Below are 25,091 nucleotides of genomic sequence, written 5' to 3'. Positions count from 1 at the left end.
AACACTGAATCATGGCAACCAATCCAGCTGCACCTGAATCCACCGCGAGCGCGCCGGCCAAGGCCAAGAAGCGCGTGAAGAAAAGCGTGTCCGAGGGCATTGCCCATATCCACGCCTCCTTCAACAACACCATCATTTCGATCACCGACCGCCAGGGCAACGTGCTGTCGTGGTCGACCTGCGGCAACACCGGTTTCAAGGGTTCACGCAAGAGCACGCCGTTCGCCGCCCAGGTGTCGGCCGACAAGGCAGGGCGTGCGGCGCAGGAGTACGGCGTGCGTTCGCTCGAGGTGCGCGTGAAGGGCCCAGGTCCAGGACGCGAGTCCGCGGTGCGGGCGCTGCATGCGCTGGGATTCGAAATCGCCAACATCATCGACGTGACCGCGATGCCCCACAACGGGTGCCGTCCGGCCAAGCGGCGTCGCGTGTAAATTCCTGACGGAGAGACAAATCCAGTGGCACGTTACAACGATTCCAAATGCCGTCTTTGCCGTCGCGAAGGCGGCAAGCTGTTCCTGAAAGGCGAGAAATGCTTCACCGAAAAGTGTCCGGTGGAGAAACGCGCCTATGCCCCCGGCCAGCACGGCCAGCAGAAAAGCCGCCTGTCCGATTACGGCAAGCAGCTGCGCGAGAAGCAGAAGCTGCGCCGCATCTACGGCATTCTCGAGCGCCAGTTCCAGAATTACTACGAGGAAGCCGCGCGCCACAAGGGCTCGACCGGCGAGGATCTTCTGAAGATGCTCGAATCGCGCCTGGACAACGTCGTCTACCGCATGGGATTCGGCGTTTCGCGCGCCGAGGCCAGACAACTGGTGCGGCATAACGCCGTGCGCGTGAACGGCCGGCGCGTCAACATCCCGTCTTACCAGGCGCGTCCGAATGATCTCATCGAGATCTCCGCGTCGGCGCAGGAACAGTTGCGCATCAAGGCCGCGCTCGAAGCGGCCGGCCAGCGCGGAATTCCGGAATGGCTGGATGTCGACATCAAGGGCATGAAGGGCACGTTCAAGAGCGTGCCGGAACGCAATGACTTGCCGTCGGACATCAACGAAAGTCTCGTCGTGGCGCTTTATTCGAAGTAACCTGATCCGCATCTTAACGAGGACGCTCTCATGCAGAGTTCTGCAACCGAATTTCTGAAGCCGCGTCTGGTGGACGTGCAGACGCTTTCCCCCACGCACGCGAAGATCACGCTGGAACCGCTCGAACGCGGGTTCGGCTACACGCTCGGCAATGCGCTGCGCCGCATCCTGCTGTCCTCGATGCCGGGGAGCGCGATCACCGAGGTCAAGATCGACGGCGTGCTGCACGAATACTCCACCATGGAGGGCGTGCAGGAGGACGTGATCGAAATCCTGCTCAATCTCAAGACCGTCGCCCTGCGCATGCACGGCCGCGACGAGGTCACGCTGAAGCTCTCCAGGAAGGGTCCGGGCGTCGTCACCGCCGGCGACATCCAGCTGGAACATGACGTGGAAGTGGTGGACCCGAAGCACGTGATCGCCACCCTGACCAAGGAAGCGACGCTGAACATGGAACTCAAGGTCAACCGCGGTCGCGGCTACCAGCCGGTCACGGCGCGCGCGCCCGGCGCCGAAGCCCGCGCCATCGGCGTGATGCAGCTCGACGCCTCGTTCAGCCCGATCCGCCGCGTGGCCTACACGGTCGAGAACGCGCGCGTGGAACAGCGCACCGATCTTGACAAGCTGATTCTCGACATCGAGACCAACGGCGCCATCAACCCGGAAGAGGCGGTGCGGCGTTCGGCCAATATCCTGCAGGATCAGATTTCCATCTTCGTCGACCTGAAGAGCCCGGAGACCAAGGCGGAGGAGAAGCGCGAGCCCGAAATGGACCCGCTGCTGCTGCGCCCGGTGGACGATCTCGAGCTCACGGTGCGTTCGGCCAATTGCCTCAAGGCCGAGAACATTTTCTACATCGGCGACCTGATCCAGCGTTCCGAGTTCGAATTGCTCAAGACCCCCAACCTCGGCAAGAAATCGCTGACCGAGATCAAGGACGTGCTGGCCCAGCACGGCCTGTCGCTCGGCATGAAGCTCGAGAACTGGCCGCCGGCCTCCCTGAAGGACAGGGAAAAAACCCCGGAGATGGGTTCCGCCTCCTGATTAAAAGCGTAGAAGGTTAAAAATCATGCGTCACCACAAAAGCGGCCGTAAACTCAACCGCACCAGCAGCCACCGCGAGGCGATGTTCCGCAACATGGCGGTCTCGCTGTTGCGTCACGAGCAGTTGGTGACCACGCTGCCGAAGGCGAAGGAGCTGCGGCGCGTGGCCGAGCCGCTCATCACGCTGGCCAAGACCGCCTCGCTCGCCAACCGGCGCCTGGCTTATTCGCGCCTGCGTGACCGCGATATGGTAGGCAAGCTGTTCGACGATCTCGGCGTGCGTTTCAAGGACCGTCCGGGCGGCTACCTGCGCATCCTCAAGACCGGCTACCGGCGCGGCGATGCCGCCCCCATGGCGCTGGTGCAGCTGACCGAACTGCGTGCGCCCGAAGCGGGTGCGGCGGAGCCGGTTGCCGAAGCCGCGGCTGCAGCCGGAGGCGAGACCAAGGCGGCCAAGGCCAAGGGCGGCAAGACTGCCAAGGGCAAGGCCAAGAAGGCCACGACCAAAAAGAAATCCGCCAAGAGCAAGAAGACCTCCAAGGCGGCCGCGGAATAACGGCGGTTTCCCCTTGTTAAAAAAGCCGGGCATGCCCGGCTTTTTTATTTAAAGCGCCGTAAGAGACAATAAGGCAGGTGCGCCATGATTGTCCTGTTTACCGATTTCGGCCTGAACGACCCCTATGTGGGCCAGATGCACGCGGTGCTGGCGTGCGAGGCGCCGGGCGTGCCGGTCATCGACCTGTTTCATGCTGTACCGGCTTTCAACATCCGCGCCGGCGCCTATCTGCTGCCGGCCTATGCACGTGATTTCCCGCCGGGCACGGTTTTCGTATGTGTCGTCGATCCGGGTGTCGGTAGCGCGCGCCGTCCGCTCATGCTGCAGGCCGATCGGCGCTGGTATGTCGGTCCGGACAACGGCCTGTTCGAGATGGTGCGACGCCGTGCCGCGGAACATGAGTGCCGCGTGATCCATTGGTGTCCACCGCAACTTTCTGCCAGTTTTCACGGACGCGATCTGTTCGCGCCGGTCGCCGCACGTTTGGCGCGCGGGGAAATACCGGATTCCGAACCGGTCAGCCATTTTCCTGAAAGGCGATCCACGGAGTCATTGCTGGTGCGCGGGGAAGGACCGGGTTCCGGACCGGTCGAAATATCCTGGCCGGACGACCTAGCGGAAATTATCCATATAGATCATTACGGTAACGGTATCAGTGGCTTGCGTGCCTCGACGCTATCCACTGAACAGGCCATTCGCGCCGGAGGGGAGGTGTTAAAATACGCCCGGGTTTTTTCGGAGGTGCCGCCGGGTGCGGCGTTCTGGTACGAGAACGCCAACGGCCTGATCGAAGTCGCCGTCAACGGCGGCAGCGCCGCGGCGCGGCTGGGACTCCGGCCAGGCGATCCCCTCTCGCTGATACTGCCATGAAAATCACATGAAAGAATGGAGCCTCCAGAAGCGGGTGCTGTTTCTGGCTCTCGCCCCGCTGACCGTGGCGGTGCTGCTGCTGGCCTTGCAGCAATTCACCAACGCCCGTATCCAGGACCTGGAACAGGCGCTGCACGATCGCGGCCAGACACTCGCCGTGCGCCTGGCGTCGACCAGCGAGGAAGCGGTTTCGACCCGCAACCGCAAGAAGCTGGAGGAACTGCTCGAATCGGTGTTGAAGGAAAAGAACGTGCTGTCGGTGAGTGTCACGGACATGGGCGGGAGCATTCTCGCGCGCGTCGCCGCCGACGAAAAGGACAAAGGCCCGGTCCTCGACGTCATGCGCTACAAGTTCCTGGCGCCGATTTATCGCAGCGAGTCCGGCGCGACCGACACACACCGGCAGTTGGGGTGGGTTTCGGTGTCGCTTTCCCGTGCCGCGCTGCAAACCGAACAGAACCGTATCCTGTTCCAAAGTCTGTTCATGGTCGTGCTCGGCCTGGGGCTGACCGTAGTGTTCGCGTTGCGCATGGCTCGCGGCGTGACGCGGCCGGTGATTTCGCTGACCCGGGCGGTGGAAAAGATCAAGAACGGCGTGCTCGATTACCGCGTATCGACGCAATCCGGCGGCGAGGTCGGCCGGCTGGAGGACGGCATCAACGCCATGGCGGCGGCCCTGCAGGAGGCGCGCGACCGCGAGAAGAAGCGCTCGGAAGACGCGCTGTTCCAGGAAAAGGTGCGCGCGCAGGTGACGCTCGAGTCCATCGGCGATGGCGTGATCACCACCGACGCCGCGGGCCGGATCGTGTACATGAACCCGGTAGCAGAGCAATTTACCGAATGGCGCGGTGACGAAGCGCGCGGCAAGCCCCTGAGCGAGGTGTTCAAGATCTTCGACGAGGAGTCCAACCGCCTTGAGGAATATCCCATTCATTATTGCCTGCGGGACGGTCGCACCATCCGCCACGACAGCCATCACCTGCTGATGAGCCATGACGGCGGCAAGATCGAAATCCAGGACTCGGCGGCGCCGATCCGCGACCGCGACGGGGTGATCCTGGGCGCGGTGGTGGTATTCCACGACGTGACGGAAATCCAGAGCATGGCCCGGCACATGGCCTTTCTGGCCTCGCGCGACCCGCTCACGGGACTGCTCAACCGGCGCGAATTCGAGTCACGCCTGCAGCGCGTGCTGGAAAGCGCGCGCGCCGGGGAACGCACGCACGCGCTGCTTTATCTCGACCTCGACCAGTTCAAGATCGTGAACGACACCTGCGGCCATATCGCCGGCGATGAACTGCTCAAGCAGCTGGCCAGCCACCTGCAGAAAGAAATCCGTGCCAGCGACATGCTGGCGCGCCTGGGAGGCGACGAATTCGGCGTCATCCTCGAGGACTGTTCCGTCGACAAGGCCGAGCAGATCGCCGACCTGCTGCGCCAGTCGGTCAAGGATTTCCGTTTCATGTGGGAGCGGCGCGCGTTCGAGATCGGCGTTTCCATCGGCCTGGTGCCGATCTCGCGCGACAGCGGCGGCCTGACGGAGGTGCTGAGCGCCGCCGACTCCGCCTGCTACATCGCCAAGGACCGCGGGCGCAACCGCATTCATATTTATCAGCCGGACGACCGCGCCTTCGCCCAGCGCCGCGGCGAGATGCAGTGGGTGCACCGTCTGCGCCAGGGCCTGGAGAACAACAGCTTCGATCTGTACTGCCAGGCCATCGTCCCGCTGCAGGACACGGTGAAACAGACCGGCCCGTTCCATGAAATCCTGGTGCGCGTGCAGGACGAGGACCTGGTGCTGCCGGCGGCCTTCATCCCGGCCGCCGAGCGCTATCACCTGATGCCTTCCATCGACCGCTGGGTGATCCGGACGGTGTTTCCCATGCTGGAGAAATACCAGGCGCGCGCCGCCGGCGGCGGTGAATCCGGCAAGGCGCTGTTCGCGATCAACCTCTCCGGCCAGTCGCTCGGTGACGAGCAGTTTCTGGAATTCGTCATGCAGCAGTTCGCCCAGTACCGGGTCGATCCGCGCAGCATCTGTTTCGAGATCACCGAAACCGCGGCGATCGCCAATCTCACCCGCGCGCGCGATTTCATCGCGCGCTTCAAGCATATGGGCGTCCGCTTCGCGCTCGACGATTTCGGATCGGGGCTGTCTTCCTTCGGTTATCTCAAGAGCCTGACCGTGGATTACCTCAAGATCGCCGGCGACTTCGTCGAGGGCATGCTGGAGGATCCGCTGCACCGCGCCATGGTGGAGGCCATCAACCAGGTCGGGCATGTCATGGGACTCATTACCGTCGCCGAATCGGTGGAAAGCCCGGGCCTGATCGAGATGTTGCGCGAAATCGGCGTGGACCACGCGCAGGGGCATGGCATCGACACGCCCAAGCCGCTGCACCAGGTGTTGCAGCTGCCGGAACAGGAGTGGAACTCGGTGCGCACGCACGCGAGCGGAACCGCCGGCTAGGCTAGCCGGCGCGGCGTTGGGGCGGCGCGGCGCGCTCCAGCAAGTGTTTCAGGAACTCCCCGGTGTGCGAGGCCGGGTGCCCCGCCACTGCCTCCGGCGTGCCGGTGACGAGAATTTTTCCGCCGCCGTCGCCGCCTTCAGGGCCCAGGTCGATCAGCCAGTCGGCGGTCTTGATCACGTCCAGATTGTGCTCGATCACGACCACGGTGTTGCCATGGTCGCGCAGCCGGTTCAGCACCGTCAGCAACTGCTGGATGTCGTGGAAATGCAGCCCCGTGGTCGGCTCGTCCAGGATGTACAGCGTGCGTCCGGTATCGCGCTTGGACAGTTCGCGCGCGAGCTTGATGCGCTGCGCCTCGCCGCCGGAGAGCGTGGTGGCGCTCTGGCCGAGGGTGATGTAGGACAGGCCGACCTCGAGCAGCGTCTGGAGCTTGTGGCTCACGGCCGGGATGGCGCTGAAAAACTCCGCCGCCGTTTCCACGGTCATGGCCAGCACCTCGTCGATGCTTTTGTCCTTGTAGCGGATGTCGAGGGTTTCACGGTTGTAACGCTTGCCGCGACACACGTCGCAGGGCACGTAGATGTCCGGCAGGAAATGCATTTCCACCTTGATCAGGCCGTCGCCCTGGCAGGCCTCGCAGCGTCCGCCGCGGACGTTGAACGAGAAGCGCCCCGGCGCGTAGCCGCGCTCGCGCGCCATGGGGGTGGCGGCGAACAGTTCGCGGATCGGGGTGAACAGCCCGGTATAGGTCGCCGGGTTGGAGCGCGGGGTGCGCCCGATCGGCGACTGATCGATGTCGACGACCTTGTCGAACTGCTCGAGCCCCTCGATGGCGCGGCAAGGGGCGGGTTCGAGCGCCGAGCCGTACAGATGTTTGGCGACCGAGGCGTAGAGGGTGTCGTTGATGAGCGTGGACTTGCCCGAGCCCGAGACGCCGGTGACGCAGGTGAACAGCCCCACCGGAATCGAAACATCCACGTCTTTCAGGTTGTTGCCGGTGGCGCCGCGGATGACCAGCTGGCGCGCCGGATCGTTGGGCGTGCGGCGCGCCGGGACCGCGATCTTGCGCTCGCCGCGCAGGTAGGCGCCGGTGATCGAAGCGGGATGCCGCAGGATGTCCGCCGGCGTGCCCTGGGCCACGACCTCGCCGCCGTGCACGCCTGCGCCCGGGCCGATGTCGAGCACGAAATCCGCGGCGCGAATCGCCTCCTCGTCGTGCTCCACCACGATCACGCTGTTGCCCAGATCGCGCAGGCGCCGGAGCGTGTCGAGCAGGCGCGCGTTGTCGCGCTGGTGCAGGCCGATCGAAGGCTCGTCGAGCACGTACATGACGCCGACCAGTCCGGCGCCGATCTGCGAGGCCAGGCGGATGCGCTGGGCCTCGCCGCCGGAGAGTGTTTCCGCCGAACGCGCCAGCGTCAGGTAATCGAGGCCGACGTTTACCAGGAAGCCGAGGCGGTTGGCGACCTCCTTCACGATCTTGGCCGCGATTTCACCACGGCTTCCGGCCAGGCGCAGGCCCTGGAAAAAACCGAGCGCCGCTTCCACCGGCAGCCGGGTGATTTCATGCAGCGCCCTGCCTTCCACGAACACGTGCCGCGCCTCGCGTTTCAGGCGCGAGCCCTCGCAGGTCTCGCACGGCTGATGGCTGAGGAATTTCGCCAGTTCCTCGCGCACGGAATTGGATTCGGACTCGCGATAGCGTCGTTCGATATTGGGGATCACGCCTTCAAAGGCATGTTTGCGTTTGGCGCGCGGACCCTGCTCGCTGAAATAGGTAAAGGTGATGAGTTCTTCGCCACTGCCATGCAGGATGACGTCGCGCGCTTTTTTCGGGAGCTTCTCGAACGGCGCATCGAGATCGAACTTGTAGTGTTTCGCCAGCGATTCCAGCATGTGAAAGTAAAACGCGTTGCGCCGGTCCCAGCCGCGGATCGCGCCGGCCGGCAGCGACAGCGTGGGGTCGCTGACCACGCGCGCGGGATCGAAGAACTGGCGCACGCCGAGACCGTCGCAGCCGGGACAGGCCCCGGCCGGGTTGTTGAATGAGAACAGCCGCGGTTCGAGTTCGGCAAGCGAATAGCCGCAGTGCGGGCAGGCGTAGCGCGCGGAAAATACGATTTCCTGCGTGCTGTTGTTTTGTTCGTCCAGCACCACCACGCGGATCAGGCCTTCACCCAGGTTGGCCGCGGTTTCGAAGGATTCGGCCAGACGCTGCTCCTGTCCCGGACGCACTACCACGCGGTCCACCACGGCCTCGATGGTGTGCTTGAAGTTCTTCTTGAGGTCCGGCGCTTCATCCAGAGAAACCACCGTGCCGTCGATGCGCGCGCGGATATAGCCCTGCGCGCGCAGCCGCTCCAGGATGTGCAGGTGCTCGCCCTTGCGGTCCTCGACCAGCGGCGCCAGCAGCATGAGCTTGGTGTCCTCGGGCAGCGCCATGACATGGTCCACCATCTGGCTCACGGTCTGGGCCTTGAGCGTCACGCCGTGCTCCGGGCAGCGCGGCTCGCCCACGCGCGCGTACAGCAGGCGCAGGTAGTCGTAGATCTCGGTAACGGTGCCGACCGTGGAGCGCGGGTTGTGCGAGGTGGATTTCTGCTCGATGGAAATGGCCGGGCTCAGGCCTTCGATCAGGTCCACGTCCGGCTTTTCCATGAGCGCCAGGAACTGGCGCGCGTAGGCCGACAGCGATTCGACGTAACGGCGTTGACCTTCGGCATAAAGTGTATCGAAAGCAAGCGAGGACTTGCCGGAGCCGGATAGTCCGGTGATGACGATGAGCTGGTCGCGCGGCAGGTCGACGTCGATGTTCTTGAGATTGTGCGTGCGTGCGCCGCGGATGCGGATGGTTTCCATGCTGCTGTGTGTCGGCGGAGGGTGCCAGGCCAAAAGACAATCTGTTACTATACGCAAAACAGCCGGTTTTTCCCAACCCGAACAAATGCATTCCCCTTCTGACCGCATGTCCCCGCAGGAGCGGCGCGCCGCCGCCGGCCTCGCCAGTATTTACGGCCTGCGCATGCTGGGGATGTTCCTGATCCTGCCGGTGTTCGCGCTGTACGCGGAGCATCTGCCGGGCGGCGAAAACCACACCCTCGTGGGTCTGGCGCTGGGCATGTACGGGCTGACCCAGGCGTTGCTGCAATTGCCCTTCGGCATGGCCTCGGATCGCGTGGGGCGCAAGCGCGTCATCTATTTCGGGTTGGCGCTGTTTGCCTTGGGGAGTTTTGTCGCCGCCTCGGCCGATGATATCTACATGGTCATTATCGGCCGCACCATCCAGGGCGCGGGTGCGATCAACGCGGCGGTGACGGCACTGCTCGCGGACCTCACGCGCGAGGAGCACCGTACCAAGGCCATGGCCATGGTCGGCGGCACCATCGGGCTGACCTTCGCGCTTTCCCTGGTTCTGGGTCCGGCGCTTTATCATTTGATCAGCATACCCGGCATCTTCGCCATGACCGGCGCGCTGGCGCTGCTGGCGATTCCGATGATGAAGTTCGTCGTCCCTGATCCGCCGCAAAGCCATTTTCATTCCGACGCCGAGGCCACGCCGGCCGGTCTTCCCGAGGTACTGCGCAACGGCGAACTCCGGCGCCTCAATTTCGGCATCTTCGCCTTGCATGTGGTGCAAATGGCGATGTTTGTGGTGGTGCCTTTGCTGCTGCGCGAGACCGGCGGGCTCGACGCCAACCATCACTGGCAGGTGTATCTGCCGGTGCTGGCGATCTCCGTCGTTTTCATGGCGCCGCTGATTCTCTATGGCGAGAAAAAGGCGAAGGTCAAGCCGGTGTTCGTCGGTTCGGTGGCGCTGATGCTGGTCACGCAGCTCGCCTTTGTTTCCGCCATCAATCATTTCTGGGGCGTGGTCACGGTACTCACGCTTTACTTTGTGGCCTTCAACGTACTGGAGGCGAGCCTGCCGTCGCTGGTGAGCAAAATTGCCCCGGCCCGGGCCAAGGGCACCGCCATGGGTGTCTACAACACCTCGCAGGCACTGGGGCTTTTTGTCGGCGGCGCGGCGGGTGGAATCCTGTCGCAACACTTCGGGGCCGCCGCCGTGTTCGAATTCGGGTCGGTCCTGATCGCCATCTGGTTGTATCTGGCCTATGGCATGAAAGCGCCGCCGGCGGTAAAGAACCTGATGTTCCATATCAGCGCCCTGAGCACGGAAGACGCGCGCCGTCTGGAGCAGAAGCTTAAAGGCGTGATGGGCGTGGCCGAAGCCAGCGTGATGGCGGACGAGGGCGTGGCCTATCTTAAGGTCGACAGCCGCCGCTTCGACGAGCAGGCGCTGCGCCATCTGTTGCCGTCGGCCTGATTTTTTCCTCATCAAAAAAGCCGGCCGCACAGCGCAGCGCAATCACCGGGTGAAAGCCTTTTTTATCTTTCCGTGACCTGTGCGGCTAAAGCTTTTGCCATTCATTCCTGACATGAATTCTCAGGACTTTCCCGTAAACCGATGAAATTCATCGGCCCGGCGCCATGCCGCCGGTGGAATTGTGTCGGCATTTGATTCTGGCTATCATGCGTTGCCCTCAACTTCACGGAGAAACGGGTTGTTTATTTCAGCACAGGGCTCCGTGTATAACCTAATGGAGATGCAAGCATGGCACGCGGTGTAAACAAGGTAATTCTGATCGGCAATCTGGGGCGCGACCCCGAAGTGCGTTATTCCCCCAACGGCTCGGCGGTGGCGAACGTCACGCTGGCCACCTCGGAATCGTGGAAGGACAAGAATTCCGGCGAGAAGCAGGAAAAGACCGAATGGCACCGCGTGGTGTTTTTCGGGCGCCTGGCCGAGATCGCCGGGGAGTACCTGAAAAAGGGTTCGCAGGTATATGTCGAAGGGCGGTTGCAAACGCGCAAGTGGCAGGACAAGGAAGGCCACGACCGCTATACCACCGAAATCGTCGCCAATGAAATGCAGATGCTCGGCTCGCGCGGCGGTGCCGGCGTCCCGAGCGACAATTTCAACCAGGACCAGCCATCCGCGGCCGAGAGCAGCGGTCCGGCCGGGGCCAAGAAGGCGAGCAACGCCGCCATGGCCGGGGATTTCGACGACGACATCCCGTTCTGAGCGCAGAAGCAATTTACCCCAAGGCGTGAAGGGTTTCCTTCACGCCTTTTTTATTGCCGCTCAGCCAGGCGGCCAGCGCATGTGACGGCCGCCGAGCAGATGCAGATGGATGTGAAACACCGACTGGCCGGCGTCGGCATTGCAGTTCAGGACGAGGCGGTAGCCGGGTTCGGCGATTCCGGTTTCCCGGGCAATGTGCGCTGCCGCCCTGATCAGCTTGCCGGTGAGCGTGGCATGGCCGGCGTCCAGGTCATTCAGCGTGGCGATGTGTTGCTTGGGAATCACCAGGACGTGTACCGGGGCTTGCGGGTTGATGTCGTTGAACGCCAGCACGTCGCTGTCCTCGTAGACCGTGCCGGGTTTGATGCTGCCCGCCACCATTTTGCAAAACAGGCAGTCCGCTGTCATATAATTTCCCTCGTTTTATACGAAACCATGGCCGGTTACGGCGGTCGCAAGCCCGTCAGCATAGTGCGGTTGCGGCCGGGAAAAAAGGGCGGCGGGCGGGAGTGGCAGAGCACAAAATGCCGTCTATATAATTCTGTGAAGAAGGGTAGTTTTTTTCGCGAGGGGAATGAAAATGCCTATGCATGAAGAGCCGGTGGTAGGGGCTTTCTACGAAGACCGGGAGGAGGACGGCCGCACTTTCGAGGTGATCGCTTTTGATGAAAACGACGGGACCATCGAGATTCAGTACGGCGACGGCACCACCGACGAGATCGATCTGGATGACTGGTATGGGATGGACCTGGAGCAGCTGGAGTCGGACGAGGAAGACGAAGAAGAGGACGAGGTCGACGATAGCGACGAGACCGACGATGACGATACCGATCTGGATGAGGACGAGGATCTGGACGAAGACGAGGAGTAAACGCCAGCTCCTGCGGGACCGGCAGGGGGAGGCATTATTCCTGTGATGACTGGATGACCAGGTTCAGCAAGGCTTTCCCGGTCCAGGCGAGTTAACGGGACAACGATCCACCGGATCGTTGTCCCGAATCCGTTATACCCTCGACGAACATTCCGTGCGCCAGAGGCGCATCAAAAGTGTTTCCGGAAACGTCTGTTTCCTGCGGGTTTCCGCTTACACCATGTCCTTCAGCATTTTCAGCGGCTGGCACTTGACCACGTTACGCGCCGGCTTGGCTTTGAAAATGACCTCTTCCTTGGTGAACGGGTTGATGCCCTTGCGCGCCGGCACCGCGGGTTTGTAGATCATTTTGATCTTCATCAGGCCGACGAGATTGAAAATGCCCGGGCCCTTTTTCAGATCGCGCTCAATGAGGCTGGTCAAGGTGTCGAATACGGCTACCACGTCCTTGCGCTTGAGGCTGGTTTTCTCGGCGATATGGGCGTAGATCTCGGACTTCGTGGTCGGTTTCTTTCCCGGCTTGTTGTTTGCCATGTAATGCTCCTGAGTGGAAGGTTGGGTTAAGGGGTTCCGTTGAACGCGCATAATTTATCGGAAAAAGCAGGGGGATAGAAGAGCGCCATCGCAATTTTCCCGAAAATTTCAGGCTTCGAGACAGCGGTCCGCCGCGCCGGTTTCTGTCGTCCCTGTATCCGTCCTCGCGGTTTATCGCGTCGACTTGTCGTGACGAGCCGTAACCGATGGCGCTGGCGTCGCCACCCGGCAGTCTCCTGCCGGAACGGTTAACCGGTCCGAAGCGCGCCAGCATCGCCCTGGCACCCACGGTCGCGGGCCGCCGCCGCGCGGGATAAGGCCTTTCGGGCCAGACAATGCTTTAAAAATAATGCGTTACAGCGGGTCCCGGGATATAATCCGGCTTGTTTGTCTGATTCCCCGCCCCCATACTTGGGGGCGCGTTTTTTTCGGGAGAACCTGTATGCCGATTTATGAATATGAATGCGGGTCCTGTGGTCACCGGCTGGAAGCCATCCAGAAGATGAGCGATCCGGTCCTCAAGGACTGTCCCGCCTGTGGCCAGTCCACGCTCAAAAAGCTGATTTCCGCGGCCGGATTCCAGCTCAAGGGCAGTGGCTGGTATGCCACGGATTTCAAGGACAGTGGAAAGAAAAAGGAAAAATCCGGGCCTTCGGACACCCCGCCGAAAAAGAAGGCCGGCGGCGGTTGCGGCAGCGGCGGTTGCGGCTGCCACTGAGCGATGATGGGTGCCCTGCGACGTTATCTGATGGCCGGGCTGCTGGTCTGGGTCCCGCTCGGCGTCACCCTCTTGATCGTCGCGTTTCTGGTGGACCTGATGGACCAGACTTTGCTGCTGCTGCCCGCGGTCATCCAGCCGGAACATCTCCTGGGCTTCCGTATCCCGGGCCTGGGGTTGGTGCTGACCGCCATCGTGGTGCTGTTGACGGGCATGGTGGTCACCAACCTTTTCGGCATGCAGCTGTTCACCATCGGCGAGCGCCTGCTGCAGCGCATCCCGCTGGTGCGTTCGATCTACGCCTCGGTCAAGCAGGTGACGGAGAGCATGTTTTCCTCCGGCAAGTCGTTCCGCAAGGTGGTGCTGGTGGAATATCCGCGTCGCGGCATGTGGTCGCTGGCGTTTCAGACCGGATCGGGGGCTGACGAGATCAGCCGCAAGACCGGGCAGGAGATCGTGAACATATTCATTCCGACCACGCCCAATCCCACCTCCGGTTTTTTTCTCATGGTTCCGCGCGACGACGTGATCGAGCTCGACATGAGCGTGGACCAGGGCCTTAAAATGCTGCTGTCGGTCGGCGTGGTGGTCCCGGAAGGCAAAAAAGACGAAATCATCGATCAGCACGCGCGCCAGGCCTCCTGAGCGCGCCTCTGAAAAATGCTATCAACCGCCAAGACGCCAAGGTCGCCAAGAAAAGATTTTTTTGAAAAGAAAAACCCTTGGCGTTCTTGGCGTCTTGGCAGTTCAAAATTATATTTTTGAAATTGAAACAGGTAATCATGCGCAGTCATTTTTGCGGCGAACTCAACGAATCCTTTATCGGGAAACGCGTCACCCTGTGCGGCTGGGCTCACAGCCGGCGTGACCACGGCGGCGTGATTTTCATCGACTTGCGCGACCGCGAGGGCGTGGTGCAGACAGTGTTCGATCCCTCGAAAAAGGAGCCTTTCGCGGCGGCCGAATCGGTGCGCACCGAATTCGTCCTGCGCATCCAGGGCAGCGTGCGGGCACGGCCGGCCGGCACGGAGAATGCGCATTTGCGTACCGGGAAGGTGGAAGTCGTTGCCGACAGCATCGAGATTCTCAATCGTGCCGAGGCGCTGCCGTTCCAGCTCGATGAGGAAGGGCTTTCCGAGCAGGTGCGCCTGACCTATCGCTATCTCGATCTGCGGCGTGATTTCATGCAGAAAAACCTGCGCCTGCGTCACCAGATCACCCGGACGCTGCGCCGCTTCCTGGAAGACCGGCATTTCACCGAAATTGAGACCCCGATGCTGACCAAGTCCACGCCCGAAGGCGCGCGCGATTACCTGGTGCCCTCGCGCACCAATCCGGGACATTTCTTCGCGCTGCCGCAGTCGCCACAGCTGTTCAAGCAGTTGCTCATGGTGGCGGGCTTCGAGCGCTATTTCCAGATCACGCGCTGTTTCCGCGACGAGGACCTGCGCGCCGACCGCCAGCCGGAATTCACCCAGCTCGACATCGAAACCTCGTTCCTCGATGAAAATGGCGTCATGGGCCTGATGGAAGAAATGCTGCGCGCGCTGTTCAAGGACGTGCTCAACGTGGAGTTGCCCAATCCCATCCCGCGCATGAGCTACGACGAGGCCGTGCGCCGCTTCGGCTCCGACCGGCCCGATCTGCGCGTGCCGCTGGAGCTGGTCGATGTCGGCGATTTGATGAAGAACGTCGAGTTCAAGGTCTTCGCCGGTCCGGCCAACAACCCGGCCGGGCGCGTGGCGGCCTTGCGCGTGCCCAAGGGCGGCGAGTTGCCGCGCAGCCAGATCGACGGCTACACCGTATTTGTCGGCCAGTACGGCGCCAAGGGCCTGGCCTATATCAAGGTCAACGATGCCGCCAGGGGCCGTGACGGGCTGCAATCGCCGATACTCAAGTTCCTGCCGGACGAGGTCATCGCGGGCATCCTGCAGCGCACCGGCGCGCAAAGCGGCGACCTGATTTTCTTCGGCGCCGATACCGCCAAGGTGGTCAACGACGCGCTCGGCGCGCTGCGCCTGAAACTCGGCGATGACCTGAAGCTCAAGCAGGAAGCCTGGAAGATGATCTGGGTCGTGGATTTCCCGATGTTCGATTACGACGCCGATGCCAAACGCTGGGTCGCGCTGCATCATCCGTTCACCTCGCCCAAGACCGAGGATGTGGGGCGCGTGGACATCGATCCCGCGAACGTGAAGGCACGCGCCTATGACATGGTCCTGAACGGGTCCGAGATCGGCGGCGGTTCCATCCGTATCCACCGCGTGGACGTGCAGGAAAAGGTGTTTGCCACGCTCGGCATCGGGCCCGAAGAGGCACGCGCCAAGTTCGGCTTCCTGCTGGATGCGCTGCGCTACGGCGCGCCGCCGCACGGCGGCATCGCCTTCGGTCTCGACCGTCTGTGCGCGCTCATGAGCGGCGTGGACTCCATCCGCGACGTGATCGCTTTCCCCAAGACCCAGAAGGCCGCCTGCCTCATGACCGAGGCGCCAAGCCCGGTGGACGAGATGCAGCTGCGCGAGCTGCACATCAGGTTGCGCAAGCCCCCGGAAAAAACCGCCGGTGAGAGCGCCGGTGAAAAATCCGAACAAAAGGTTTAAACGTCCCGAATCGGTGCTGGTCGTGGTTTATACCGTGACCGGCAAGGTTTTGCTGCTGAAACGCGCGGGTGAGGGCGACTTGTGGCAGTCGGTTACCGGCAGCCTGAAATGGGAGGAGACCGAGTCGCGCCAGGCCGCCGTACGCGAACTCCGGGAGGAAACCGGCCTGGATGCCGCCGGCCTGCGCGACGCCGGACAGGCGAATCGTTATTCGATTCTGCCGCAATGGCGCCATCGCTACGCGCCCGAAGTGAAAGAGAACACAGAATATGTGTATTTCCTTGCGCTTCCTGCGGAAAAGGTTATAACTTTGAATTCTGCCGAGCACACGGAATACGGCTGGTATTCCTTCGATGAAGCCGCGTCGAAAGTTTTTTCATGGACGAACCGCGAGGCAATTCTTAAAGTGAAGAACTCTTACTCCCCCTCTCCCGCGCAGGCGGGAGAGGGTAAGGGGAGAGGGTGACAAATTTGAATCGATAGCAAACATGGCAACCGCACTGGCCTATGAGCAATTCGACAGCATTCCCGACGGGGACTGCGATGCGCGCATTCGCGATGCGAAAGCGCGGCTTGGCAAGCGTCTGGTGATTCTCGGGCATCACTACCAGCGCGACGAGGTTTACCGCCACGCCGATTTCACCGGCGACTCGCTCAAGCTGTCGCGCCTCGCGGCCTCGAGCGATGCCGATTACATCGTCTTTTGCGGCGTGCACTTCATGGCCGAGGTCGCGGATATTCTGTCGCGCCCGGAACAGGTTTCCATCCTGCCCGATCTCTCCGCCGGTTGTTCCATGGCCGACATGGCCAATTACACCGCGGTGCAGCGCGCCTGGAAGGAACTCGGCGCGCTGTTCGATCCGGATAGCCGCGTGACGCCCATCACCTACATCAATTCCTCGGCCGATCTCAAGGCCTTCTGCGGCAATCACGGCGGACTGGTGTGCACCTCGTCGAACGCCGCGCGCGTGCTCGAGTGGGCCTATAAACAGCGCGAAAAGGTTTTGTTCTTCCCCGACCAGCATCTCGGCCGCAACACCGCTTATCGCATGGGTATCCCGCTGGAAGACATGGCCGAGTGGGATTTCAACCAGCCGCGCGGCGGCCTGAGCCGGGAGCAGATCGAGAAGGCGAAGATCCTGCTGTGGAAGGGTTTCTGCTCGGTGCATCAGATGTTCAAGCCGCAGCATATCGATGCGTTCCGCAAGAACCATCCGGAGGGCAAGGTAATCTCGCACCCCGAATGCTCCTTCGAGGTGTGCCAGAAGTCGGATTATGTCGGCTCGACCGAATTCATCATCAGGACCATCGAGCAATCCGCGCCGGGCAGCCGCTGGCTGGTCGGCACCGAGCTCAATCTGGTGAACCGCCTCGCCGAGCAGGGTCGGGCACAGAACAAGATCGTCGAATTCATGTCGCCCACGGTGTGCATGTGTTCCACCATGTTCCGCATAGACCCGCAGCACCTGCTGTGGACCCTGGAGAACCTGGTCGCCGGTCGCGTGGTCAACCAGATCAAGGTGGCCCCGGCCGAGGCCGAGGCCGCGCGCCTGGCGCTCAAGCGCATGCTCGACGTTTCGCCATAACCGCCGCCAGACCCCAAGCCGTCGTTCTCATCCATGGCCTGTGGTTCTCGGGCTATATCCTGTGGTTGCTGGCACGTCGCTTGCGCCGTCAGGGATTTGTGATTCATGTGTTTTCTTATGCTTCCGTCCGCCTCGATCTCCATGCCAATGCCGCGCAGCTGGCGCGTTTCCTCGACACACTCGATGCTGACACCGTGCATCTGGTTGGCCACAGTCTCGGTGGCATCCTGATCCGCGCGCTGTTTCAGGATCATCCCCGGCAGAAACCGGGACGCATCGTCACGCTGGGCACCCCGCATGGCAGTTGCCGCGTGGCGCAGCACCTGAACCGTCACGCCTTCTGGCGCCGGGCGATGGGAAAGGGCGTGGCGCAACTGCTGGCCGGCGAACCCCAGCAATGGACGCCGCCGCCACGCGAAATCGGCGCGCTTTGTGGTACGCGTTCCTTCGGTCTGGGGCGCTTCCTGTATCGCGGCTTGCCGCGGCCGAACGACGGCTTGCTGACGGTGAAAGAAAGCGCCTTTCCCGCCGCGCAGGAACACCTGGTGTTGCCGGTGTCGCATACCGGCATGATGTTTTCACGCGCGGCGGCACGTCAGATCGCCGCGTTTCTGAATGCCGGTCGTTTCGATCGATGAGGGGACAGGCGTTTCCGCGCGGTTGGGGCGGGCCCGGGCCCGATGTTACACTTGACGGCCTCTGCCACAGGGACACTCCGGGAATTCTCATGGCCGGCCATAGCAAATGGGCCAATATCAAGCACCGCAAAGGCGTGCAAGACGCCCGGCGCGGCAAGATATTCACCAAGCTGATCCGCGAAATCACCATCGCCGCGCGCATGGGCGGCGGGGGCGATCCCAAGCTGAACCCGCGCCTGCGTGCCGCCGTGGACAAGGCGCTCGACGCCAACATGACCCGGGACACCATCGAGCGCGCCATCAAGCGCGGCACCGGCGAGCTCGAAGGCGCGCAATACGAGGAAGTGCATTATGAAGGCTACGGCCCGGCCGGGGTCGCGATCCTGGTCGAGTGCACCACCGACAACCGCACCCGCACCGTGGGCGAGGTGCGCCATGCCTTTTCCCGGCATGGCGGCAATCTGGGCCAGGACGGCTCGGTGGCCTTTCTTTTCACCAAGACCGGCGTGCTCGTCTATCCCGCGGGCGCGAGTGAGGACAGGATTATGGAAGCCGCCCTCGAAGCCGGCGCCGACGACGTGATCACGGACCAGGACGGTTCGATTGAAGTTCTGACCACACCGGAGGCGTTTCATGCCGTGCTCGAGGCCATGGGGAAACATGGCCTGAAACCCGAGCAGGCCGAGATACAGCAGCGCGCCGCGACCTCGGCACCCGTGGCCGGCGTGGATGCGGAGAATCTGCTCAAGCTGCTGGAGGCGCTGGATGACCTGGATGATGTGCAGAGCGTGTATTCCAATGCCGACCTTCCAGACGCACTTCTCAAGCAGGCGAGTTGATGCAGATCGAAATGAGGATTCTCACTAACTCCCCCTCTCCCCTTGCGGGAGAGGGCAAGGGGAGAGGGGTAAGCCTGATGTATTCCACAGGGATGAAATTGTCCCGCAGAAACGGAACACGTTGATGCGCATCCTCGGCATCGACCCCGGTTCCCGCATTACCGGTTTCGGTGTGGTGCAGGTGCTGCGTAACGGCCGGGTCGAATACATCGCCAGCGGTTGCGTGCGCGTGCCCAAGGCCGAGCTTGCCGGCCGGCTCAAGACGGTGTACGACGGCGTGGCGGAAATCATCCGGACCTATCAACCGACGGTGCTGGCGATCGAAAAGGTATTCATGGCAAAAAACGCGGATTCCGCGCTCAAACTCGGACAGGCACGCGGCGCGGCCATTCTCGCCGGGGCCAACCACATGCTCGATGTCGCCGAGTACACCGCGCTGCAGATCAAGCGCGCCGCCGTCGGCAAGGGCCATGCCGGCAAGCAGCAGGTGCAGCACATGGTGAAGGCGCTGCTGGGCCTTAGCGCCGCGCCCCAGGCCGACGCCGCCGACGCGCTCGCCTGCGCCATCTGCCATGCGCATCACGCGGTCGGGCGCCTGTCGCAGGCAGCGGCCCTGACCCGGCGCCGCTCGGGCCGGCGTGGCATGAGGTTGCCGCTGTGATCGGCCGGCTGCGCGGGGTGTTGTTGCGCAAGGAACCGCCGGTGCTGCTGGTGGACGTGGGCGGCGTGGGTTACGAGCTGGAAGCGCCCATGACCACCTTTTACGAACTGCCGGCGGTGGGCGAGCCGGTCACGCTGCATACGCACCTGGTGGTGCGCGAGGATGCCCACCTATTATATGGTTTTGCGCGTGAGGCCCAGCGCCGGCTGTTTCGCGATCTGCTCAAGGTCAATGGCGTGGGACCGCGCGTGGCCCTGGCGGTGCTTTCGGGCCTGTCGGACGAAGAATTCACCCGCTGCGTGGCTGAAGAGGACATCGCCCGCCTGACCAAAGTCCCCGGGATTGGCCGCAAGACTGCCGAGCGCCTGGTCATCGAAATGCGCGACAAGCTGCCGAAGGAGATTCCGCTGCCGGCCGCCTCTGTCACCGCGGACGGCCCGGCGGTGCCGGCCGATCCGGTGAGCGAGGCGGTCAGCGCGCTGGTGTCGCTCGGTTACAAACCGAACGAGGCGAGCCGGGCGGTGCGTGGCATTGCCTCCAGGGGATTGAGCGCGGAAGAAATCATTCGTCAGGCCCTGAAGGGCATGGCAGTATGATGGGAACCCTAATACCTTGTTCCCGCCGGGGCGTACATGAATCATGTACGCCCGTTCGGCGGGGTAAAGGTCCACAGGACCTTTACCTGTTTCCGCCTCACCTCCCGCTACCGCGGGAGAGGGGGAGTAAGTGGAAATCTACAGGATGATTGAGACCGACCGACTGGTATCCGCGCACGCGGTGGACACGGCCGAGGAAGCCGCTGACATCCGCCGTCTGCGTCCCGCGCGCCTGGCGGAATACGTCGGTCAGGAGCCGATCCGCCGGCAGATGGAGATTTTCATCGCCGCCGCCCGCGGGCGCAGCGAGGCCCTGGACCACGTGCTGCTGTTCGGCCCGCCGGGCCTCGGCAAGACCACGCTGGCCCATATCGTAGCCAATGAAATGGGCGTGGGGCTGCGCCAGACCTCGGGGCCGGTGCTGGAGCGTCCCGGCGACCTGGCGGCGATCCTGACCAACCTGCAACCCAACGACGTCCTGTTCATCGACGAGATTCACCGGCTGAGCCCCATCGTCGAGGAAATCCTCTATCCCGCCATGGAGGACTATCAGCTTGATATCCTCATCGGCGAGGGCCCGGCGGCGCGCTCCATCAAGCTCGACCTGCCGCCGTTCACGCTCGTGGGCGCGACCACGCGCGCCGGGCTGCTGACCTCGCCGTTGCGCGACCGCTTCGGCATCGTGCAACGCCTGGAGTTTTACAATCCGGAGGAACTGGCCCGCATCGTTGCGCGTTCCGCCGGGATTCTGGAGATACCGATCGAGCCCGATGCCGTGGCGGCGATCGCACGGCGCTCGCGCGGCACCCCGCGCATCGTCAACCGCCTGTTGCGGCGCGCCCGCGATTTTGCCCAGATCAAAGGCAACGGACGCCTGACGGGCGACATCGCCGAATTGGCGCTCAGCATGCTAGAAGTGGACCAGTGCGGCTTCGATATGCTCGACCGCAAGCTGCTGCTGGCCGTGATCGAAAAATTTTCCGGCGGCCCGGTGGGGGTGGACAATCTCGCCGCGGCCATAGGCGAGGAGCGTGATACCATCGAGGACGTGATCGAGCCGTTTCTGATTCAGCAGGGTTATCTCATGCGCACGCCGCGCGGTCGCCTGGCCACCGCTTCGGCCTGGCGGCACTTCGGCCTCAAGGCGCCGAGCTCGCCGGAGCAGCGGGGCATATTCGAGGAATGAGTCCAAATAATAATTTTGGAACCGCAGATGAACGCGGATGAACGCAGATTAAAAAGGCACGAACTGACTCTTATCCGCGTTAATCTGCGTTTATCTGCGGTTTCACGGATAATATGAAATCTGTTTTTTCCATTCCCATACGGGTTTATTACGAGGATACGGATTCCGGAGCCGTGGTGTACTACGCGAATTACCTGAAATTCATGGAACGGGCCCGCACCGAGTGGCTGCGTGCACTCGGCTTCGAGCAGGACGAACTTATGCGCCGGGATGGCGTCATATTTGCCGTGCGTTCCGCCAAAATCGAATTTCTGAAGCCGGCGCGTTTCAACGACATGCTGCAGGTCACGGCGCAGGTCAGCCGGCGCGGCAAGGCCAGCCTTACCTTTGCCCAGGAAATCCGGCGCGACGGGCTCACGCTCTGCGAGGGCGAGGTGAAGGTGGCCTGCCTCGACGCCGCCACGTTCGCGCCGCAGCCGATTCCGGAAGGCATCGGATCAAAAATAGATAAAGGAACCGCCGCATGGACATAACCGCGAACGAAGGCATTGCCATGTGGTCCCTGGTCCGGAACGCCTCGCTGCCGGTGCAGCTGGTCATGCTGATGCTGCTGGCCGCCTCGGTGCTTTCCTGGACCATGATTTTCCGCAAGTGGTTCGCGCTGAAAAGCGCGAACCAGGTGGCCGACCGCTTCGAAACCAAATTCTGGTCCGGCGCCAATATCAACCAGATGTTCATCGAGCAGTCGAAAAAGGAAACCAATGCCACCGGCATGGCCAGCATCTTCGTGGAGGGATTCCGCGAATACAAACGTCTCAGCCAGGAGTCCAGGATCGAGCCCATGGATATCCTCGAGGGCGTGCAGCGCGCCATGCGCGTGGCGTTGTCGCGCGAGATCGACTACCTGGAGACGCATCTTTCGTTCCTGGCCACGGTCGGTTCGACCAGCCCGTATGTCGGCCTGTTCGGCACCGTCTGGGGCATCATGAATTCCTTCCGTTCGCTCGGCATGGTGCAGCAGGCCACCATCGCGCATGTCGCTCCCGGCATTGCCGAGGCGCTGATCGCCACCGCCATCGGCCTGTTCGCCGCCATTCCCGCGGTGATTGCCTATAACCGCTACTCGAACAAGGTGGAGCGGCTGGTGACGCGTTATGAGATTTTCATGCAGGAGTTCGCCAGCATTCTCCAGCGCCAGGCGTACGCGGCGAGGGCCTAGACGTGGAGCCTTACCGCAAGCGCCACAAGAAACTGATGAGCGAGATCAACGTCGTGCCATATATCGACGTGATGCTGGTGCTGCTGGTGATCTTCATGATCACCGCGCCGCTGCTGTCGCAGGGCGTCAAGGTGGAGCTGCCGCGGGCAGCGGCGCAGCCGGTGGAATCCCAGGACCAGGAAACGCTGGTGGTGACGGTGGATCGCGAGGGAAAATATTTTCTCGATGACCGGCGCATCTCGTCCGAGGAATTGCGCCGGAAAGTGGCGGCGATTCTGCGCCTGCGGCCGAAGACGCCGGTATTGATTCGCGGCGACCGGCAGGCGAATTACGGCGAGGTGGTGAAGGCGATGACCCTGCTGCAGTCCGCCGGTGCGCCGAGCGTAGGTCTGTTAACCGAGCCACCGCGATGAAGGCCCTTTCCGGGAGCCATTGGTAACGTGTTAGCCAAGAGGTTGCGCCATAATCCGGGACGGTTCCGGGCCATCGTGTATGCCGTGCTGGTGCATGCCGTGCTGATCGGGCTTGCCGTCATCGGTTTCCGCTGGACGGTGCAGTCGCCTTCCAGCGAGGTGGTACAGGCCGTGGCCGTGCCGGAACCGCCCACGCGCAAACCCGAGGAAACGAACAAGCGCGCGCAGGAAGAGGAAGCGGCGCGCCAGAAGGCCGAGGCGGACAAGCGTCGTCAGGCCGAGCAGAAGCAGCAACAGCAGCAGCAAGAAGAGCAAGAGAAACTGGCGCAGCAGCGCCTGGTGGCGGAGCGCAAGAAACAGGAAGCGCAGGAAAAGGAACGGCAGAAACGCATGCAGGAAGAGGCGCACAAGAAAGAGGAGGCGCGGCGCCAGAAGGCGGCCGAGCAGACATTGAAGGAGTCGCTGGCCGCGGAAGAAAAGGCACAGCTGGCGGCGGCGAGCGCGGCGCGCGCCGGCACGGAGATACAGAAGTATCGCTACCTGATCGAACGGCAGGTCAGCCGCAACTGGAACCGGCCGGGTACTACCAAGGGCCTGAAGTGCGAGGTACTGGTGAAACTCACGCCGAGCGGCGAGGTGCTGTCGGCCAAAGTGGAGCGCTCCAGCGGCAACGCGATATTCGACCGTTCGGTGGAAAATGCCGTGTACAAGGCGGCGCCCCTGCCGTTGCCCGAGGACCCGGCCTTGTTCGATAATTTCCGGGAAATCCGGTTTGTGTTTGATCCCGACAAGGAGGCCTGACGTAATGCGATTTGCCGCCAAATGGATTGTGACGCTGGGATTACTGCTATGGTCTATCGGCGCCCAGGCGGTGCTGACCATCGAAATCACGCGCGGCGTGGAAATCGGCACGCCCATCGCGATCGTGCCGTTCAGCTGGGAGGGCCAGGCCGCGCCGGCGCAGAATGTTTCCGACGTGATCGAGGCGGATCTGGCGCGCAGCGGCCGCTTTGCCGTGCTGCCGCGCAAGGATTTCATTTCGCTGCCGCACGAGGACAAGGACGTGGTGTTCAAGGACTGGCGCATCCTCAAGGCCGAGGCCCTGGTGATCGGCAGCGTGCGTCAGGCGGCGCCGGGAAAATTTCTGGTTCAGTTCAGACTTTATGATGTCTTCAAGGGAACCCAAATCGCCGGCTTTCGCTATACCGTCGGGGCCGGGATGCTGCGTTCGGTGGCGCACCAGATCAGCGACATCATCTACGAGAAAATCACAGGCGAACCCGGCGCCTTCAATACCCGCATCGCCTACGTGACGCGCGAGGCGCCCGCGGGGGTGAAGCCGGTCTACAAGCTGCAAGTGGCGGACTCGGACGGCTTCAATCCGCAGACGGTGGTACGCTCCCCCGAATCACTGATGTCGCCGGCCTGGTCGCCCGACAGCAAGCGCCTGGCCTATGTGTCGTTCGAAGACAGGCGTTCCAAGGTGTATATCCAGAACATGACCGACGGCCGGCGCACCATGATCGCCGAATTTACCGGCATCAACGGGGCGCCGGCCTGGTCGCCCGACGGCCGCAGTCTGGCGCTGACGCTGTCACGCGACGGTAATGCCGAGATTTATGTGATGCAGCTCGATACGCGCGCGCTCCGGCGACTGACCAGCGATCCGGCCATCGACACCGAGGCGGCCTGGTCGCCGGATGGCCGCGATATCGTGTTCACTTCTGACCGTGCCGGCACGCCGCAGATCTACCGCATGACGGCGTCCGGCGGGCCGGCGGAACGCCTGACCTTCGAAGGGGATTACAATGCCCGTGCTTCCTATGCCGCGGATGGAAAGTCCATCACCTTCATCAGCCGGAGTCAGGGGGGGTTCCGCGTCGCGGTGCTGCGACTCGACAATCGGACAGCGCAGGTTCTGACCGAGACTTCGCTCGACGAATCGCCCAGTTTCGCCCCCAACGGGCGTATGATTATATATGCCACCGAGGTGCGTGGCCGCGGCGTGCTGGCTTCGGTCTCCGCTGACGGTCGTGTGCGTCAGCTTTTCAAATTAGAGGAGGGTGATGTGCGTGAGCCCGCCTGGTCGCCTTACAACCGTGAACTGCAATATAAGGAGTGAAA

26 protein-coding genes and 1 pseudogene are annotated in these 25,091 nt (G+C 62.5%); 24 read left to right on the top strand and 3 right to left on the bottom strand.

Annotation, left to right across the window (positions count from 1 at the left end; translation table 11 throughout):
- The first annotated feature begins 11 nt into the window (after positions 1-11).
- From rpsK to SCL_RS11170, 6 genes and pseudogenes are all read left to right on the top strand, one after another.
- Positions 12-431: a 30S ribosomal protein S11 gene (gene rpsK / locus SCL_RS11195; RefSeq protein ID WP_096361290.1), complete on the top strand. Its 420-nt coding sequence runs from the start codon at positions 12-14 to the stop codon at positions 429-431.
- A 24-nt stretch (positions 432-455) separates the two neighbouring features.
- Positions 456-1,082 carry a 30S ribosomal protein S4 gene (gene rpsD / locus SCL_RS11190; protein ID WP_096361289.1) on the top strand — a complete coding sequence of 209 codons (627 nt, stop codon included), beginning with the start codon at positions 456-458 and terminating at the stop codon, positions 1,080-1,082.
- Positions 1,083-1,112: 30 nt separating this feature from the next.
- The gene (locus SCL_RS11185) at positions 1,113-2,126 is read left to right on the top strand and encodes a DNA-directed RNA polymerase subunit alpha (RefSeq protein ID WP_096361288.1); all 1,014 of its coding nucleotides are present in this window, start codon (positions 1,113-1,115) and stop codon (positions 2,124-2,126) included.
- Between the two features lie 25 nt (positions 2,127-2,151).
- Positions 2,152-2,529 (top strand): annotated as a pseudogene (rplQ, locus tag SCL_RS11180) (50S ribosomal protein L17); the annotation flags it as partial.
- A 237-nt stretch (positions 2,530-2,766) separates the two neighbouring features.
- Positions 2,767-3,552: an SAM hydrolase/SAM-dependent halogenase family protein gene (locus SCL_RS11175; protein WP_096361286.1), complete on the top strand. Its 786-nt coding sequence runs from the start codon at positions 2,767-2,769 to the stop codon at positions 3,550-3,552.
- A gap of 7 nt (positions 3,553-3,559) precedes the next feature.
- Positions 3,560-6,022, top strand: a complete 2,463-nt coding sequence (locus SCL_RS11170; protein WP_096361285.1) for an EAL domain-containing protein — start codon at positions 3,560-3,562, stop codon at positions 6,020-6,022.
- A 1-nt stretch (position 6,023) separates the two neighbouring features.
- On the opposite strand, the gene uvrA is transcribed toward SCL_RS11170, so the two are convergent.
- Complete coding sequence (gene uvrA, locus SCL_RS11165; RefSeq protein WP_096361284.1) at positions 6,024-8,882, bottom strand: excinuclease ABC subunit UvrA; 2,859 nt, start codon at positions 8,880-8,882, stop codon at positions 6,024-6,026.
- Positions 8,883-8,988: 106 nt separating this feature from the next.
- Between uvrA and SCL_RS11160 the strand changes: the two genes are divergently transcribed.
- Both SCL_RS11160 and ssb read left to right on the top strand, forming a co-directional pair.
- Positions 8,989-10,347, top strand: coding sequence for an MFS transporter (locus SCL_RS11160; protein WP_096361283.1), 1,359 nt, complete (start codon positions 8,989-8,991; stop codon positions 10,345-10,347).
- Between the two features lie 288 nt (positions 10,348-10,635).
- The gene (gene ssb / locus SCL_RS11155; protein ID WP_096361282.1) at positions 10,636-11,106 is read left to right on the top strand and encodes a single-stranded DNA-binding protein; all 471 of its coding nucleotides are present in this window, start codon (positions 10,636-10,638) and stop codon (positions 11,104-11,106) included.
- A 60-nt stretch (positions 11,107-11,166) separates the two neighbouring features.
- On the opposite strand, the gene SCL_RS11150 is transcribed toward ssb, so the two are convergent.
- Positions 11,167-11,514, bottom strand: a complete 348-nt coding sequence (locus tag SCL_RS11150) for a histidine triad nucleotide-binding protein (RefSeq protein WP_096361281.1) — start codon at positions 11,512-11,514, stop codon at positions 11,167-11,169.
- A gap of 172 nt (positions 11,515-11,686) precedes the next feature.
- Between SCL_RS11150 and SCL_RS14290 the strand changes: the two genes are divergently transcribed.
- Positions 11,687-11,977, top strand: coding sequence for a DUF6763 family protein (locus SCL_RS14290; RefSeq protein ID WP_172426034.1), 291 nt, complete (start codon positions 11,687-11,689; stop codon positions 11,975-11,977).
- Positions 11,978-12,190: 213 nt separating this feature from the next.
- Here SCL_RS14290 and SCL_RS11140 read toward each other — a convergent pair whose 3' ends face one another.
- Positions 12,191-12,511 (bottom strand): HU family DNA-binding protein, encoded by a 321-nt coding sequence (locus SCL_RS11140; protein ID WP_096361280.1) that lies wholly within the window; start codon positions 12,509-12,511, stop codon positions 12,191-12,193.
- 442 nt (positions 12,512-12,953) lie between these two features.
- Between SCL_RS11140 and SCL_RS11135 the strand changes: the two genes are divergently transcribed.
- The 15 genes from SCL_RS11135 to tolB all read left to right on the top strand — a co-directional run bounded on the left by SCL_RS11135 (position 12,954) and on the right by tolB (position 25,089).
- Positions 12,954-13,229, top strand: a complete 276-nt coding sequence (locus tag SCL_RS11135; protein ID WP_096361279.1) for an FmdB family zinc ribbon protein — start codon at positions 12,954-12,956, stop codon at positions 13,227-13,229.
- Between the two features lie 3 nt (positions 13,230-13,232).
- The gene (locus tag SCL_RS11130) at positions 13,233-13,874 is read left to right on the top strand and encodes a DUF502 domain-containing protein (RefSeq protein WP_096361278.1); all 642 of its coding nucleotides are present in this window, start codon (positions 13,233-13,235) and stop codon (positions 13,872-13,874) included.
- Between the two features lie 137 nt (positions 13,875-14,011).
- Positions 14,012-15,829 carry an aspartate--tRNA ligase gene (gene aspS / locus SCL_RS11125; RefSeq protein ID WP_096361277.1) on the top strand — a complete coding sequence of 606 codons (1,818 nt, stop codon included), beginning with the start codon at positions 14,012-14,014 and terminating at the stop codon, positions 15,827-15,829.
- Positions 15,804-16,295, top strand: a complete 492-nt coding sequence (gene nudB / locus SCL_RS11120; RefSeq protein ID WP_096361276.1) for a dihydroneopterin triphosphate diphosphatase — start codon at positions 15,804-15,806, stop codon at positions 16,293-16,295. Before aspS ends, nudB begins: the two co-directional genes overlap by 26 nt.
- A gap of 22 nt (positions 16,296-16,317) precedes the next feature.
- Entirely contained in the window at positions 16,318-17,415 is a 1,098-nt protein-coding gene (gene nadA, locus SCL_RS11115; RefSeq protein WP_096361275.1) for a quinolinate synthase NadA, read from the top strand.
- Complete coding sequence (locus tag SCL_RS11110; RefSeq protein WP_197702616.1) at positions 17,301-18,053, top strand: alpha/beta fold hydrolase; 753 nt, start codon at positions 17,301-17,303, stop codon at positions 18,051-18,053. The genes nadA and SCL_RS11110 overlap by 115 nt, the downstream gene beginning before the upstream one ends.
- An 89-nt stretch (positions 18,054-18,142) precedes the next feature.
- On the top strand, positions 18,143-18,892 hold the full coding sequence (locus tag SCL_RS11105) for a YebC/PmpR family DNA-binding transcriptional regulator (protein WP_096361274.1): 750 nt from the start codon (positions 18,143-18,145) through the stop codon (positions 18,890-18,892).
- Between the two features lie 124 nt (positions 18,893-19,016).
- A complete protein-coding gene (gene ruvC, locus SCL_RS11100) occupies positions 19,017-19,553 on the top strand; it encodes a crossover junction endodeoxyribonuclease RuvC (protein ID WP_231969814.1) in 537 nt (178 codons plus the stop codon).
- Positions 19,550-20,149: a Holliday junction branch migration protein RuvA gene (gene ruvA, locus SCL_RS11095; RefSeq protein WP_096361272.1), complete on the top strand. Its 600-nt coding sequence runs from the start codon at positions 19,550-19,552 to the stop codon at positions 20,147-20,149. Before ruvC ends, ruvA begins: the two co-directional genes overlap by 4 nt.
- A gap of 145 nt (positions 20,150-20,294) precedes the next feature.
- Positions 20,295-21,335: a Holliday junction branch migration DNA helicase RuvB gene (gene ruvB, locus SCL_RS11090; protein WP_096361271.1), complete on the top strand. Its 1,041-nt coding sequence runs from the start codon at positions 20,295-20,297 to the stop codon at positions 21,333-21,335.
- Between the two features lie 113 nt (positions 21,336-21,448).
- Positions 21,449-21,868 (top strand): tol-pal system-associated acyl-CoA thioesterase, encoded by a 420-nt coding sequence (gene ybgC / locus SCL_RS11085; RefSeq protein WP_096361270.1) that lies wholly within the window; start codon positions 21,449-21,451, stop codon positions 21,866-21,868.
- Complete coding sequence (tolQ, locus tag SCL_RS11080) at positions 21,859-22,554, top strand: protein TolQ (RefSeq protein ID WP_096361269.1); 696 nt, start codon at positions 21,859-21,861, stop codon at positions 22,552-22,554. Before ybgC ends, tolQ begins: the two co-directional genes overlap by 10 nt.
- 2 nt (positions 22,555-22,556) lie before the next feature.
- Positions 22,557-22,967, top strand: coding sequence for a protein TolR (tolR, locus tag SCL_RS11075; protein ID WP_231969813.1), 411 nt, complete (start codon positions 22,557-22,559; stop codon positions 22,965-22,967).
- A gap of 27 nt (positions 22,968-22,994) precedes the next feature.
- Positions 22,995-23,768 (top strand): cell envelope integrity protein TolA, encoded by a 774-nt coding sequence (gene tolA / locus SCL_RS11070; protein WP_172426033.1) that lies wholly within the window; start codon positions 22,995-22,997, stop codon positions 23,766-23,768.
- A gap of 4 nt (positions 23,769-23,772) precedes the next feature.
- On the top strand, positions 23,773-25,089 hold the full coding sequence (gene tolB / locus SCL_RS11065; RefSeq protein WP_096361267.1) for a Tol-Pal system beta propeller repeat protein TolB: 1,317 nt from the start codon (positions 23,773-23,775) through the stop codon (positions 25,087-25,089).
- The last annotated feature ends 2 nt before the right edge of the window (positions 25,090-25,091 follow it).

Source organism: Sulfuricaulis limicola, assembly GCF_002355735.1.
Lineage (GTDB): Bacteria > Pseudomonadota > Gammaproteobacteria > Acidiferrobacterales > Sulfurifustaceae > Sulfuricaulis > Sulfuricaulis limicola.
Note: the sequence above shows the minus strand (reverse complement) of the source record. Positions and strands in the feature narration are given on the sequence as shown.